The following is a 14,563-nucleotide window of genomic DNA, read 5'->3' as shown; positions in this document are numbered from 1 at the left end:
GCGCTATTCGCTGACCGTCGATGGCTTGCGCTCGGCCCATGCCAGCAGCGAGTCCAGCGCCGGGCATAATGTCTCGCCCCATTCGGTCAAGCGGTATTCCACCCGCGGCGGCACTTCGGCGTGAACGACGCGCATGACAATGCCGTCGCTTTCCAGCTGCCGCAGTTGCTGAGTCAGCATCTTTTGCGACACGTCGGGAATGGCGCGCTCCAGTTCGGAGAAGCGCATCACAGTGCCGTTGAAAAGATGAAATAAGATCAGAATTTTCCAGCGGCCTTCGAGCATGCCGAACGCGGCCTCGATTCCCTGCGCCGCCGTCTGTGGTGTGTGCGCGGGATTACTTTGCGGTGCGTAGCCGACTTTCAGGTGCGTTCTTGTCATCCCGGCAAATTAAGGCCACCTCCAGGACACCGCAATCGTCCCATGCCGAGGTTTCATGAAGAATTCCGTCCCCAAGGTCTCATTGTCCGAGGTTTTGCTTCCGAAAGCCGTCGCAGACTACATCGCCGCCACCAATGCGCATGACACTAAAGCGATTGTGGCGGCCTTCGCCGAGACCGGCGCCGTTCACGACGAAGGCAAGTTGCATCGTGGCCGTGACGCCATCGCCTCATGGGCCGATCACACGGTCGCCAACTATCGCATGACCATGACGCCCCTCGCAGCGACCGAGGCCGACGGCCAGACGGTGGTGAAGGCCAGGGTTTCCGGCACATTTCCCGGCAGCCCACTCGATCTGACTTTCAATTTCATCTTCGGCGCGGACGGCATCCGCGAACTAAAGGTCGGTGCATGACCCGCAAGACGTTCAAGATCGATCCTGACGAGTTCGCCGGCAAGGTCGTCCTGGTCACCGGCGGCACCATGGGCGCGGGCGAGGCGACGGTCCGTCACTTCGCGGCCGCCGGCGCGCGCGTGGTGACTGCGGCGCGTTCGAAGCCGTCCCGCGAATTGCCCGCGATGTTTGTTGCGGCGGACCTGAGCACGCCGGCCGGCGTCGATACGCTGGCGGGCGTCGTCGGCAGCGATGTACCCGAGGTCGATATCGTCGTTCACATGCTGGGTGGCTCGAAAGCGCCGGCCGGTGGCTTTGCGGCTCTCGATGACGAGGCATGGCAGAAGGAGATCAATCTCAATCTGATGGCGGCGGTCCGGCTGGATCGCGCGCTGGCGCCGGCAATGATCGCGCGCGGCTCAGGCGTGGTGATCCATGTTTCCAGTATCCAGCGCCGGCTGCCGCTTTACGAATCGACGACAGCTTATGCGGCCGCCAAGGCAGCCTTGTCCGCCTACTCGAAGGCGCTGTCGAAAGAACTCGGCCCCAAGGGGGTGCGGGTGACGTCAGTGGCGCCCGGATGGATTTACACCAGCGCGGCCGAGGCGATGGTGTCGCGGATCGCGCAAGCCGGCGGCATCGACGAAGAGGCGGCGCGTCAAAGCATTCTCGATGCGCTTGGCGGCATACCGATCGGCCGGCCGGCCTGGCCCGAAGAGGTGGCCGCGCTCATCGCCTTTCTGGCGTCGGATCGCGCTGCATCGATCCACGGTGCTGAATACGCAATCGACGGCGGCACGGTGCCGGTCGTGTAACGACCATGCACTCCGGCATGCAGCGCTAGTGCTTGAAATGCCGCGTGCCGGTGAAGACCATGGCGATGCCATGCTTGTCGGCCGCTTCGATCACTTCGTTGTCGCGCATTGAACCGCCGGGCTGGATCACCGCCGTGGCGCCGGCTTCGATCGCGACCAGCAGGCCGTCGGCGAACGGAAAGAACGCATCCGACGCCACCACCGAGCCCTTAGTCAGCGGCGCCGGCAGCTTCAGTTCCTTCGCGGCGTCTTCGGCCTTGCGGGCGGCGATGCGCGCCGAATCGACGCGGCTCATCTGCCCGGCGCCGATGCCGACGGTGGCGAGATCTTTCGCGTAGACGATGGTGTTCGATTTGACGTGCTTGGCGACGCGGAAGGCGAAGCGCAGGTCGCTCAGTTCGGCGGCGGTCGGCGCGCGTTTGGTAACCACCTTCAGTTCCATATCGTCGACCACGGCATTGTCGCGCGACTGCACCAGCAGGCCCCCGGCGACCGACTTCACCAGCAGTCCCTTGTCGCGCGGGTCCGGCACGCCGCCGGCGAGCAGAAGCCGCAAATTCTTCTTGCCGGCGACGATGGCGATGGCTTCGTCGCTGGCGCTCGGTGCGATGATCACTTCGGTGAAGATCTCGGTGATGGCTTTGGCGGCTTCCGCATCGAGCGGGCGGTTCAGCGCGACGATGCCGCCGAAGGCCGAGGTCGAGTCGCAGGCGAGCGCTTTCTTGTACGCCTCGAGCAGCGAGGATCCTTCAGCGACGCCGCACGGGTTGGCGTGCTTGACGATGACGCAGGCCGCCGCGCGCTTCGGATCGAATTCGGCAATGGCTTCGTAAGCGGCATCGGTGTCGTTGATGTTGTTGTAGGACAGCTCTTTGCCTTGCACTTGCCGTGCAGTCATGACGCCGGCGCGGACGTTCGGCGTGCGATAAACGGCCGCCGTCTGGTGCGGATTTTCACCGTAGCGCAGCGACTGCGCCAGCCGGCCGCCGAAGGCGCGGTAATCCGGTGTGTCGTTGTTCAGCGTGGCAGCGAACCAGTTGGAAATTGCTGCGTCGTAGGCGGCGGTGCGGGCATAGGCTTTTGCCGCCAGTTTTTGCCGCGTCTCGTAGGTGGTCATGCCGCTGTGGCGGGTGAGCTCTTCGAGCACCAGGGAGTAATCCGTCGTGTCGACGACCACCGCGACATCGCCATGGTTCTTGGCCGCGGCACGGATCATCGCCGGTCCGCCAATGTCGATATTCTCGACGCAGTCGTCGTAGTCCGCGCCCTTGGCGACGGTTTCCTCGAACGGATAGAGGTTCACGACCAGGAGGTCGATCGCCTTGATGTTGTGCGCCGTCATCGCCGCGGCGTGCTCGGCGTTATTGCGGATGGCGAGCAGGCCACCATGCACATTCGGATGCAGCGTCTTGACGCGGCCGTCCATCATCTCGGGAAAGCCGGTCAAGTCGGAAACGTCATCGACGCGCAGACCGGCATCCTTCAGCGCTTTGGCGGTCCCGCCGGTGGAAACCAGTTCGATGCCGAAGCCGCCTAGCGCCTTGGCGAATTCGATGAGACCGGATTTGTCGGAGACCGACAGCAAAGCGCGGGTGACGCGGCGCGGGTGGCTGGGCATGGGGATCGCTGCTTGTTCTGGAATGTTGGCCCGTGGCTAGCACAGCTTCTTTTTGCTGTCATTCCGGGTTGTCTTTCCTGTCCCGGGCGCTGCGCAGCGCCGTTTGGTGGTGCGCTGCAGACCCGGGACCGCTGCAAATGGTGCGTTCGAGACGGCCCCGGATCTGCGGCGCATCGCTTCGCAAGCGCTGCGCGCTGCACCGCGTCCGGGGCAAGGGTTAGAGCGGCAATTCCGGCTCTTCGGCGCGGTCGAGGCGGGCGCCCTGCGCGACCGGCGGCGTGTGGCGGAAGGTCCAGCGCACTTTGGGAGCCTCGCGGGCGCGGCCGTAGACGACAATCTGTACTGCGCGGCGCGGGCCGTCGGAGCCGGCGAGATACACGCTTTCCTCAACCTCGACCGTCTCGCCCATGGTGGCGAAGGTCCATACTTCCTTGTCGGGCAGGAGCAGGATGACGCCGCGCCCTTCCGACAGCCGGCTCGCCTTGATCGCGGGATGCAGGTGAAAACGCACGGCGTATTCGTCGCCCTTGCGCGGATCGAACGCCTTGTAGGCCGGCGTGAATGCGTCCTCGCCGTCGATGGTACGGCCGTCGGCGCTGACCTTGATGGTGCGCGTCTGCACGATGCCGAATTCGCCGGCATAGCCGTCCTGCGACGCAACGATGGTGGCGCCGTCGGTGTCGTCGTGGCGCTCGGCGGTGACTTTGCGCGGCCCTGAGACGATCGGCGTACCGCCGAGCAGCCGGCGCAGCGATTTGGATTCGAGAAACCGGCACGATGACGTGTCGTTGAAGGTGACGGTGGAATGCGCCGCGGTGGCGCGCGCCACCTGCCGCCAGTTCTCGCGGTTCATCGACGGCAGGCCGCAATTGACGATGACGCGATGCTGCCGGAACGACATCTCGAACGACAGGCAGCCGGCATGGGCCTCGGTCGAGAGCGCGGCCGGGGGTGGCCGGCCGGTATCCATCAGGATCACGGTGGCATCGGCGTCGATGCGCTGATAGCCGGAATGCGGCGCGTTCGACAAAGGCGCGCCGCGCGCATCGTCATAGGCCAGCGCGGTGGCCAGCAGATCGACCGCTGTCGGTCCCATACCGTTGAATTGCGCGAAATTGCCGTCGGGGTGCCGGAAGAAGCGCAGCATCGGCATGATGCGGTCGATGGCGTTGTTGATCGCCTGCGGCGATTGCAGATTGCGCGCGGCGAACAATTGCCGCAGCGGCAACAGGTCGATGACGATCTCGATCAACGTGCCTGGATTGCGGCTGATGTGACCGCCGTCCGGCAGCACCTGCGCGCGCAATTCGTCGATCAGCCGCCGCGCCGACGGTCGCAACTGGCCGGACAGGCCATTGAGGCACAGCGCGGCGTATGTCAGCGCGATCAGCGCCTGCAAGCGCGGCAGACCGGCGCGCGTATCGTTGACGGTGCCGCGCAGGTAACGCACCTGGCGCTGCAGACTGCGAATGAAGCGCCGGTAGAAGCGCGCATCGGCGTCCTGCAGGATGAAGGGCGAATGGCACAGCCAGCAGATGATGCGGCGTGACAGGATTTCCGGCTGCCAGCCGACGGGATGCCAGCTTCCCTGTGCGTTGATCCATTCGTCGATCAGCGAGCGCGCATTGGCGCGGGTGATGGCCGAATCGGCGGCGCGCAGATGACGCAGCCAAGAAAAATTGAGCAGCACCGTCGCCCACTCTTCCGAGGGCGGCATCATCTCGAAGGGCGAACGCCGGTCGCAGATCACGACCTTGCCGGCGAAGGCGAAGCGTCCGGCATAGATTTCGGCGGCGCGGGTGGCGTCGGCGGTGCGCAGGTCTTGCGGCGCAATCACCAGCCGGTCGGTTTTGGTCGAGCCATAGCGCCAACGCAGCAGCGGATGCGTGCCGACGGCGCCGGACAGGCCCCGCAACGCGCGGCGCCCGACCAGCAAAGACAGCCTGGCTCGTTCGCCGAGCGTAACCCGCATTGCCTTTATTCGTCCCCAGCAACGCGGCGATTCCCGCGTGCAATCCGTAGGATAGCGGAAGGGTCCGGTATGGGCCAATGATGCTGCCGCGGGTGTGGGCAGCGGTGCATAAGTCCGGGCTAATCCGGCTTCCGGGTCAGGCGGGCGGCGAAAAAGCCGTCCAGACCGCTCCAGCGCGGGTCGGCATGGGGCAGGTAATGCGGCAGAGTCCGCAACTCGCCCTTCCGGGTGACGAATTCGGCATGGCCGAACACCTCGGCGGCGGTAATCGGCGCGCGCGTCAGGCGCGGGTCGCGCGCCAGCAGGTCGGCGATCTGCGCTTCGCCTTCTTCCGGTTCCAGCGAGCAGGTGCAGTAGACCAGCGTGCCGCCGGGCTTGAGAAGGTTGGCGGCGCGATCGAGCAGCCGGCTTTGCAGCGCCGTCAAGATGCCGAGATCGTTTTCCGACTTCAGCCACGGCACGTCGGGATGGCGGCGGATGGTGCCGGTCGCGGTGCAGGGTGCGTCGAGCAGCACGGCATCGAACCGCCGGTCCGGCTGCCACTCCAGTGCGTCGGCGGCCACCGTTTCGACGTTGAGCTTGAGGCGCGCGAAATTCTCCTTCAGCCGCGCAATACGCGCCGGCGAGCGATCGACCGCGATGACATTGGCTCCGGCAATGGCGAGTTGCGCCGACTTGCCGCCGGGCGCGGCGCAGAGATCGCACACGTCCTTGCCCGCAATCGCGCCGAACAGGTGTGCCGGGATCGAGGCGGCCGCGTCCTGCACCCACCATGCGCCTTCGACGAAGCCGGGCAGCAGCGAAATAGCGCCTTGCGCCGAGGTGCGCACGGTTCCGGTCGGCAGCACCTCGCCGTGCAGGCGCTCGGCCCAATTTGCCGCATCCTGTTTTACGGTGAGATCGAGCGCCGGTTCGTGGCCGTTGGCGGCGGCAATGGCTTGCGCGGTGTCGTCGCCATAGGTTTTGCGCCAGCGCTTGAGCAGCCATTCCGGTGTATCGCGGGTCACATCGGCGGCGTCGAAGGTGGCGCGCGCCTGCGCCACGCGGCGCAGCACGGCATTGACGAGGCCGGCATAGCGCGCGGCGCGGCGATCGGCCTGCGCCAGACGAACCGACAGATCGACGGCGGCGTGATCCGGCACATCCAGCCAGAGAATCTGCGCGGCGCCGACGAGCAGGATGATTTCGGTGCGCGGTGCGTCCGCGGGGAAGCCCTTGTCGAGAAAACCGCCGACCAGATGGCGCAAGGTGCCGAGACGCCGCAGCACGGTGGCGGCGAGCCGGCGCATCAGCGCGCGGTCGCGGTCGGCAAGCGTGGCAAGGCCGAGATGCGCGGACTTGCCGGAAAGCTGATCGTCGAGCGCGATACGGCGGCGGAGCACACCGTCGACAATGTCCGTGGCTATGCGCCGGGCGGCCAGACCGGGGACTTCAACTTGGGGGGCGATTCGCGCGCGCGCCATGACGCCCTTATTGCCACGAATTGTGTCGGTGGCGCGAGCGAATGACGAAAAAGTGCGTGGATCGGGTATTTACCGACCGCGCTCGTCACTGCACCACATGAACCTCGGTGCCGATCGGCGTGCGACGGTACAGGTCCATGATGTCGGCGTTGTGCATGCGGATGCAGCCATGGGAGACGTAACCGCCGATCGAGGACGGATCGTTGGTGCCATGGATGGCGTAATTGCCGCGATCGAGCCCCATCGCCGCGGCACCCATCGGATTCTGCGGCGACCCGCCCGGATAGGTTGGTGTGCGGCCCGGTATGCGCGCCCAGGCCGGGCGGATGTGCTTGGCGGCGACATAGGCGCGGCCATGCCAGGCCATACCGGCCTTGCCGACGCCGACCGGGTAGCGGATCGCGCGACCGCCATCGAGTACATAGAAAAGCTGCCGCGTGCCGGTCGAGACGACGATGGTGCCGGGACCATAGGCGCTGCGGAACTGCACGACATCGCCGCGCGCCGAAGCCGGCTGCACCGCGAACAGGGAACCGAAGAGTATGAGAAGGCCAGCAATGGCCTTGAGAGACTTCATGACGCAACGATCATTGTTCAACGACGACCGGCGTGCCGACATCGACCATGCGATATAGTTCGCGGATGTCGCGGTTGAACATGCGGATGCATCCGTAGGAGACGAAGCCGCCGATCGAGCGCGGGTTGTTGGTGCCGTGAATGGCATAGTCGCCGCCGCGCATGGTCAAGGCGGCATCGCCCATCGGATTGCGCTTGTCGCCGCCGGCGATCACCTCGGGCAAATTCGGATTGTCGCGGCGGATCTCGTCCGGCGGCGCCCAGGCCGGCTTGACGTATTTGCCTTCGATGCGCGCCTTGCCGGTCCAGGTCTTGCCTTCGCGGCCGACGCCGACCGGGAAGCGCAGCGCGTGGTATTCGTCGAGCACCAGATACAGATAGCGCTCGTTCGTTCGCACGACGATGGTGCCGGGTGTGAAGCCCGAGAACGGCACAACGCCGCGCTCGCCGGGGCCCGGGGCGCCGGGATAGGGCGTACTATGTGCAACCACCGCGGCGAAAATCGCCCAGCAGAGAACGAAGGTGACGAACAGGAAGGTTCGCTTGATGAGTACGTGAGTCATGCCGCAGCCGCCCGGAATTAATGGGCGGATCATAAGGCGGGGCGGATACCGGTCGGCGGAAAGCTCGCGGTAACGTAAATGACGTGGATGGAACTTTCGGCGTTCTACTTGCCCTCTCTCATGAATATCCGGCTACTCCGCTTAGGTTGGCAGTGCGTCCCTAAACGAGATCACCGGGTCACGGCGCTTTAGCGCCGGCCCGGTGATAACAGCTTAGCGATGGCGGAAGCGCCTAAACTCCCGCTTCGGCCTTTTTGTTCTGCCTGTTGTTGATGAGGTCATCGACCACGGCCGGATCGGCGAGCGTCGTGGTGTCGCCGAGATTGCCGAATTCGTCCTCGGCGATCTTGCGCAGGATGCGGCGCATGATCTTGCCCGAGCGCGTCTTCGGCAGGCCGGGCGAGAACTGGATGAGGTCGGGCGCCGCGAACGGGCCGATCTCCTTGCGCACCCACTGCACCAGCTCCTTGCGCAGTTCCTCGCTCGGCTTCTCGCCGGCCATCAAGGTGACATAGGCGTAGATGCCCTGGCCCTTGATGTCGTGCGGATAGCCGACGACCGCCGCTTCCGAGACCTTGGCATGCGCGACCAGCGCGCTTTCCACTTCGGCGGTGCCCATGCGGTGACCGGAGACGTTGATGACGTCATCGACGCGGCCGGTGATCCAGTAATAGCCGTCGGCATCGCGGCGGCAGCCGTCGCCGGTGAAGTACTTGCCCGGATAGGTCTTGAAATAGGTGTCGATGAAACGCTGGTGATCGCCATAGACCGTGCGCATCTGGCCCGGCCAGGAATCGGCAATGCACAGATTGCCGCTGGTGGCGCCTTCGAGCACCTTGCCTTCGGCATCGACGATTTCCGGCACCACGCCGAAGAACGGCCGCGTTGCCGAACCGGGTTTGAGTCTGGTCGCGCCGGGCAGCGGCGTGATGAGAATGCCGCCGGTCTCGGTCTGCCACCAGGTATCGACGATCGGGCAGCGGTCGTCGCCGACGACGTGGTAGTACCACTCCCACGCTTCCGGATTGATCGGCTCGCCGACCGAACCGAGCAGGCGCAACGACTGGCGCGACGTCTTCTTCACCGGGCCTTCGCCGCCCTGCATCAGCGCGCGGATTGCGGTCGGCGCGGTGTAGATGATGTTGACCTTGTGCTTGTCGCAGACTTCCCAGAAGCGCGACGTGGTCGGATAGTTCGGCACGCCTTCGAACACCAGCGAGATGGCGCCGTTCGAGAGCGGGCCATAGATGATGTAGGAATGGCCGGTGACCCAGCCGACGTCGGCGGTGCACCAGTACACATCGCCGTCGTGATAGTCGAAGACGTATTGGTGCGTCATCGACGCGTAGAGCAGATAGCCGCCGGTGGTGTGCAGCACGCCCTTCGGTTTGCCGGTCGAGCCCGAGGTGTAGAGGATGAACAGCGGGTCTTCCGCGCTCATCTCCTCGCAGGGGCATTCGGCCGGCACGGTCAGGGCGAGGTCGTCGTAATAAAAATCGCGGCCGGGCTCCATGTTAACCGCGGTGCCGGTGCGCCTGACGACGATCACGGTGTTGACGCCGCCGACCTTGTCGCAGGCGGCGTCGACATTGGCCTTCAGCGGCACCTTGCGGCCGCCGCGCAGGCCTTCGTCGGCGGTGACGATGACGGTCGATTTGCAGTCTTCGAGACGGCCGGCGATGGAGTCGGGTGAAAAGCCGCCGAAGATCACCGAATGCACGGCGCCGATGCGGGCGCAGGCGAGGATCGAAACCACCGCCTCGGCGATCATCGGCATGTAGATGGTGACGCGGTCGCCCTTCTTGACGCCGCGCGCCTTCAGCACATTGGCGAAGACCTGCACCTGCTCATGCAGCTGCTTATAGGTGATCGTCTTGTCGTCCTTCGGATCATCGCCTTCCCAGATCAGCGCGGTCTGGCCGGCGCGCTTGGGCAAATGGCGATCGACGCAGTTGTAGCAGGCGTTCAGCGTGCCATCTTCGAACCACTTGATCGAGACGTTGTGCGGATCGTAGGTCGTGTTCTTGACCTTGGTCGGCTTCTTGATCCAGTCGATGCGCGAGGCCTGTTCGCCCCAGAAACCGTTCGGGTCCTTGATCGAACGCGCGTACATTTCCTCGTACTTCGCGGCATCGACATAGGCCTTGGCCTTCCAGTCGGCCGGCACGTCATAAATCTTCTCGTCGGACATCGCACTCCCTCCCGGTATCGCGGCATGACGCGGCACCCCGGTTTAAGCCCGGGGGCGCTTATGGTTCCCGCCCATTATGCGCCGCGGGCACAACCCGTCACAAGCGCCGGGCCTGCAACTTTCGTCGTGTGCGACATTTGGGAAATATCAAGGTGGCGGCGGCCTGGAACGGTATTGGCCGCTAGCTGGGCCTGCGCGGGTCAGAGCCCGCCCATCTTGCGGACCAGCTTCCACTCGGCGTCGGTGATCGCCGGCAGCGACAGGCGCGATTGCTTGAGCACCTGGATGTCGGCCAGCTTCGGCTCGGCCTTGATGGCGGCCAAAGTCACGGGCCTCGGCAGCGCCTCCACGGCTTTGACGTCGACGCAGACCCAGGGCTCGCCGGCCTTGGCGGTCGGATCGGGATAGGCTTCCTTGATGACCTCGACGATACCGACGATCTCCTTGCCGATATTGGAGTGATAGAAGAAGCCGCGGTCGCCCTTCTTCATCTTCATCATGTTGAGCTTGGCGGTGTGGTTGCGAATGCCGGTCCAGGCGGTGCCTTTGGCGCCGGCTTTCACCATCTGGTCCCACGACCAGGCATCGGGCTCGGATTTAAGCAACCAGTAGGCCATTTTACTCCTCCGCCTTGATCGGCCGCGACAGCAGCGCGGCGATCGCCTCATCGACGCTGTGCTCATTAGCCAGCACGGCAGCGACCGCGGCCGAAATCGGCATGTCGATATTCTTGTCGCGCGCCATTTCCAGCAGCACCGGCGCGGTGAAGGCGCCCTCGGCGAGCTTGCCGCTCGGCACTTCGCCGCGGCCGAGCGCGGCGCCATAGGAGAAATTGCGCGACTGCGGCGACGAGCAGGTCAGAATGAGATCGCCGAGGCCCGACAGTCCGGTCAGCGTCTCGGGCCGGGCGCCGAGGGCGCGGCCAAAGCGCACCATTTCGGCAAAGCCGCGCGTCGTCAGCGCGGCCGAGGCGCTGGCGCCAAGCCCGCGTCCATTGACGATGCCGGAGGCGATCGCCAGCACGTTCTTCACCGCGCCGCCAATTTCGACGCCGCGAATATCGGTCGAGTGATAGGGCCGGAAACTGCCGGAATTGAGCGCATGCGCCAGCTTTTCGGCGACCAGCGAGTCCGCCGCCGCGATGGTGACGGCGGTCGGCAGGCCGCGCGCCACGTCGGCGGCAAAGCTCGGCCCCGACAAGATCGCCGGCACGGCGCTGTCCGTGCATTCGGCGATGATCTCGGTCATGAATTTGTGCGTGCCGTGCTCGATGCCCTTGGCGCAGGCAATCAGCGGCGTGCCGGGTTTCATGGTCTGCGTCAGTTGCGTCACCACGGAACGTAGCGCCTGCGCCGGTACGACCAATAAAATAGCGTCGTTCTGCGCCGCTTCGCCGAGCGCGCGCGTCACCTTGATCGCGGCCTCCAGCTTCACGCCGGGCAGAAAGCGGCTTTCGCGCTGCTGGCTGAGATGCTCGGCATGGCCGGCGTCGAACTCCCACAAGGTCACGTCGCGTCCGGCGCGCGCGGCGGTCTGTGCCAGCGCGGTGCCCCAGGCGCCGCCTCCGAGAACCGCGATGCGTTGAATGGTCATGCAAGGACTTCCGGCAAGATCGGGAGGCTACTTATACGCGGCTGTACGCGTCAGCGCACCTTGCGCCGCGGCACCGGCATCGAGCGGCCAGCGCGCGCGGGGCGCGAATGCCATCGTATCGGTGAGGCCGAGGGCGAGGCGCTCGATCCCGGCCCAGGCGATCATGGCGCCGTTGTCGGTACATAGCTTCAAAGGCGGCACCGCGAGCGGCGTGCCGGTTTCCATGGCGACGCGGGTCAGCGCACCGCGAACTGCCTGATTGGCGGCGACCCCGCCGGCGGCGACTAGCGCGGCCGGCTCGCCGAAGCGTGCGCGGAACAGCTTGAGGCCGGAGCGCAGGCGATCATGCACCACGTCCACCACGGCTTCCTGAAACGAGGCGCACAGGTCGGCGATATCCTGCGGCGATAAAGGCGCAACACGCTCGGCTTCCAGCCGCAAGGCCGTCTTGAGACCGGAGAACGAGAAATCCGCATCCTTGCGGTGCTGCATGGGCCGCGGCAGGGCAAAGCGCGTTTTATTGCCGCTGAAGGCCTGCCGTTCGACCTGCGGCCCGCCGGGGTAGCCGAGGCCGAGCAACTTGGCGGTCTTGTCGAAAGCTTCGCCGATGGCGTCGTCCTGCGTGGTGCCGAGCCGCACATACTCGCCGACGCCGAGCACGGCGACGAGCTGGGTGTGGCCGCCGGAGGCGAGGAACAGAAGATAAGGGAACGCCGTGTTGTCGGTAAGCCGCGCGGTCAGTGCGTGCGCCTCAAGGTGATTGATGGCGATGAGCGGCACCTTCTTGACCAGCGCGATGGCCTTGGCGGTGGTGAGGCCGACGATAACGCCGCCGATCAGTCCCGGCCCGGCGGCCGCCGCGATTCCGTCGAGGTCGTCATAGGTGGTGCCGGCCTCGCGCATAGCCTCGTCGATGATGACGTCGATGGCCTCGACATGGGCGCGCGCGGCGATCTCCGGCACCACGCCGCCGAACACGGCGTGCTCATCGACCTGGCTCAGCACCACATTGGACAGAATATGCCCGGTGCCGTCGGCCTTGCGCTCGACCACGGCCGCCGCGGTTTCGTCGCAGGTCGTCTCGATACCGAGAACGAGCATGGTGATTCCACTTTTTGTCATTCCGGGACGCCACAAAAGTGGCGGGCCCGGAATCCATACTCCGCAGCGCCGGGGTTATGGATTCCGGGCTCGCGGCCTTCGGCCGCGCCCCGGAATGACGGAGAGCGCACTCTCCCAATTCCCCAAAGCCTGCACTACAAGGACCGCCTAGCACCGCGAGGACATATGGCGCAATCGGCCCCCCTTCTCCGCCTCGGCACGCGCGGCTCACCGCTGGCGCTGGCCCAGGCCAATCTTGTGCGCGCCTTGCTGGCGCGGGTCACCGGCGCGCCGGAAACAGCGTTCGAGATCGTCGTCATCAAGACGACCGGCGACGCCATCCAGGACCGGCCTTTGTCCGAGGTCGGTGGCAAAGGCCTGTTCACCAAGGAAATCGAGGAGGCGCTGCTCTCCAGCCGGATCGACCTGGCGGTGCATTCGGCGAAAGACATGCCAACTATTTCGCAGCCGGGTCTCTTGCTGGCGGCCTGTCTCGAACGCGAGGACCCGCGCGACGCCTTCATCAGCCTCAAGGCGAAGTCACTGGCCGACCTGCCGCACGGCGCGCATCTCGGCACGGCTTCGCTGCGCCGGCAGGCGTTGGTCAAGAAAGCGCGGCCCGATCTCGTCGTCTCGCCCTTGCGCGGCAATGTGCAGACCCGGCTGCGCAAACTGGAATCCGGCGAGGTCGATGCCACATTGCTCGCCATCGCCGGCCTCAATCGGCTCGGGCTGGCGCAGCACGCGACTCATATTATGCCAGTCGAGACGTTCGTGCCGGCGGTGGCGCAAGGCGCGATCGGCATCGAAACACGCGGCGACGACAACCGCACGCGGCAATTCGTGGCGCAGATCAATCACGCGCCGACTTTCATCGCGGTCGCCTGCGAACGCGCTTTTCTCACCGCGCTCGATGGCTCGTGCAAGACACCGCTTGCCGGTCATGCGACGTTGTCCGGCGATACGCTGCACTTCCGCGGCCTGATCGCGCGGCCCGATGGCAGCGCCGCGCATGATATCGCCGGTAACGGTCATATTCGCGATGCCGTCAGGATCGGCGACGAGGCGGGCCGCGAACTCAAGAAGATTGGCGGACCGGACTTCTTCGATTGATGGCCGGCACAAACCGGCGCGAGGGGTAACGATGCGTATTGTGGTGACGCGGCCGCAGGACGATGGCGAACGCACGGCGGCAGCGTTGCGCGAGCGCGGCCATATCGTCGTGGTGGCGCCGCTGCTCCGCGTCGAGCATGTGCCGTTGAAGCTCAATCAGACCTACGGCGCCGTCGTCATCACCAGTGCCAACGCGGTGGCGGCCATTGCCGATCATGCGGCGCGCGCCGCGCTGACGGCGTTGCCGCTCTATGCCGTCGGCAAGCGCAGCGCCGAAGCGGCGCAAGCCGCCGGGTTTACCGACATCCATGTCGCTGGCGGCGATATGGACGATCTGGTGCGGCTGATCGTCGAACGGCGTCCCGATGCGCGCGCGCCGCTCCTTTATCTTGCCGGCGAGGATCGCAGCGGTGACTTGATCGGCGATCTTGCCATGCACGGCGTTGCCGCCGAACTGGCGGTCATCTATCGCGCCGCACCGGTATCGTTTACAGCGGAACTGATCGGTGCGTTGCAAAGCGGTGCGGTCGAAACCGTGCTGCACTATTCGCGACGTAGCGCCGAGCAGTTCGTCGCCGGCGCCAAAGCGGCCGGCGTTGCTACCCAAGCCCTGCGATTGCGGCAATTGTGTCTGTCGGGCCCGATCGCGGAAGTTCTCATCCAGGCCGGTGCGCGCAATGTGGCTGTCGCGAAAAGGCCCGATGAACCGTCGATGATGGCGCTTATCGAGACCTGACGCTTTATGGTTTCGTCATCTTCGCGGTTTTAATTGCTGCGGTCAGG

The 14,563-nt window shown here is 65.4% G+C and carries 14 protein-coding genes; 4 read left to right on the top strand and 10 right to left on the bottom strand.

The genetic code is table 11. The features are described 5' to 3' along the window. Positions 1-3: 3 nt before the first annotated feature. Positions 4-381: a winged helix-turn-helix transcriptional regulator gene (locus DXH78_RS04960; RefSeq protein WP_115516017.1), complete on the bottom strand. Its 378-nt coding sequence runs from the start codon at positions 379-381 to the stop codon at positions 4-6. A 55-nt stretch (positions 382-436) separates the two neighbouring features. Here DXH78_RS04960 and DXH78_RS04955 point away from each other — a divergent pair, with 55 nt between their 5' ends. Both DXH78_RS04955 and DXH78_RS04950 read left to right on the top strand, forming a co-directional pair. Then, on the top strand, positions 437-796 hold the full coding sequence (locus tag DXH78_RS04955; RefSeq protein ID WP_115516016.1) for a nuclear transport factor 2 family protein: 360 nt from the start codon (positions 437-439) through the stop codon (positions 794-796). Beyond that, positions 793-1,590 (top strand): SDR family oxidoreductase, encoded by a 798-nt coding sequence (locus DXH78_RS04950; protein WP_115516015.1) that lies wholly within the window; start codon positions 793-795, stop codon positions 1,588-1,590. The genes DXH78_RS04955 and DXH78_RS04950 overlap by 4 nt, the downstream gene beginning before the upstream one ends. Positions 1,591-1,615: 25 nt before the next feature. On the opposite strand, the gene purH is transcribed toward DXH78_RS04950, so the two are convergent. From purH to tsaD, 9 genes are all read right to left on the bottom strand, one after another. Next, positions 1,616-3,208, bottom strand: coding sequence for a bifunctional phosphoribosylaminoimidazolecarboxamide formyltransferase/IMP cyclohydrolase (purH, locus tag DXH78_RS04945; protein WP_115516014.1), 1,593 nt, complete (start codon positions 3,206-3,208; stop codon positions 1,616-1,618). A gap of 217 nt (positions 3,209-3,425) precedes the next feature. Continuing rightward, entirely contained in the window at positions 3,426-5,180 is a 1,755-nt protein-coding gene (locus DXH78_RS04940) for a heparinase II/III family protein (RefSeq protein ID WP_115516013.1), read from the bottom strand. A gap of 119 nt (positions 5,181-5,299) precedes the next feature. Next, on the bottom strand, positions 5,300-6,643 hold the full coding sequence (locus DXH78_RS04935) for an RsmB/NOP family class I SAM-dependent RNA methyltransferase (protein ID WP_115516012.1): 1,344 nt from the start codon (positions 6,641-6,643) through the stop codon (positions 5,300-5,302). Positions 6,644-6,728: 85 nt separating this feature from the next. Then, positions 6,729-7,220, bottom strand: coding sequence for a L,D-transpeptidase (locus DXH78_RS04930; RefSeq protein WP_115516011.1), 492 nt, complete (start codon positions 7,218-7,220; stop codon positions 6,729-6,731). A 10-nt stretch (positions 7,221-7,230) separates the two neighbouring features. Beyond that, positions 7,231-7,782, bottom strand: coding sequence for a L,D-transpeptidase (locus DXH78_RS04925; protein ID WP_115517725.1), 552 nt, complete (start codon positions 7,780-7,782; stop codon positions 7,231-7,233). 232 nt (positions 7,783-8,014) lie between these two features. Next, the gene (acs, locus tag DXH78_RS04920) at positions 8,015-9,973 is read right to left on the bottom strand and encodes an acetate--CoA ligase (RefSeq protein ID WP_115516010.1); all 1,959 of its coding nucleotides are present in this window, start codon (positions 9,971-9,973) and stop codon (positions 8,015-8,017) included. Positions 9,974-10,173: 200 nt separating this feature from the next. Beyond that, positions 10,174-10,590 carry an EVE domain-containing protein gene (locus tag DXH78_RS04915; protein ID WP_115516009.1) on the bottom strand — a complete coding sequence of 139 codons (417 nt, stop codon included), beginning with the start codon at positions 10,588-10,590 and terminating at the stop codon, positions 10,174-10,176. Position 10,591: 1 nt separating this feature from the next. Beyond that, positions 10,592-11,566, bottom strand: a complete 975-nt coding sequence (locus DXH78_RS04910; RefSeq protein WP_115516008.1) for an NAD(P)H-dependent glycerol-3-phosphate dehydrogenase — start codon at positions 11,564-11,566, stop codon at positions 10,592-10,594. Between the two features lie 27 nt (positions 11,567-11,593). After that, the gene (gene tsaD, locus DXH78_RS04905) at positions 11,594-12,667 is read right to left on the bottom strand and encodes a tRNA (adenosine(37)-N6)-threonylcarbamoyltransferase complex transferase subunit TsaD (protein WP_115516007.1); all 1,074 of its coding nucleotides are present in this window, start codon (positions 12,665-12,667) and stop codon (positions 11,594-11,596) included. A 186-nt stretch (positions 12,668-12,853) separates the two neighbouring features. On the opposite strand from tsaD, the gene hemC reads away from it, so the two are divergent. Next, positions 12,854-13,780 carry a hydroxymethylbilane synthase gene (hemC, locus tag DXH78_RS04900; protein WP_115516006.1) on the top strand — a complete coding sequence of 309 codons (927 nt, stop codon included), beginning with the start codon at positions 12,854-12,856 and terminating at the stop codon, positions 13,778-13,780. 31 nt (positions 13,781-13,811) lie between these two features. Beyond that, positions 13,812-14,516 (top strand): uroporphyrinogen-III synthase, encoded by a 705-nt coding sequence (locus tag DXH78_RS04895; RefSeq protein ID WP_168192708.1) that lies wholly within the window; start codon positions 13,812-13,814, stop codon positions 14,514-14,516. The last annotated feature ends 47 nt before the right edge of the window (positions 14,517-14,563 follow it).

It is taken from the genome of Undibacter mobilis, assembly GCF_003367195.1.
In the GTDB taxonomy this organism is placed as follows: Bacteria; Pseudomonadota; Alphaproteobacteria; order Rhizobiales; family Xanthobacteraceae; genus Pseudolabrys; species Pseudolabrys mobilis.
Note: the sequence above shows the minus strand (reverse complement) of the source record. Positions and strands in the feature narration are given on the sequence as shown.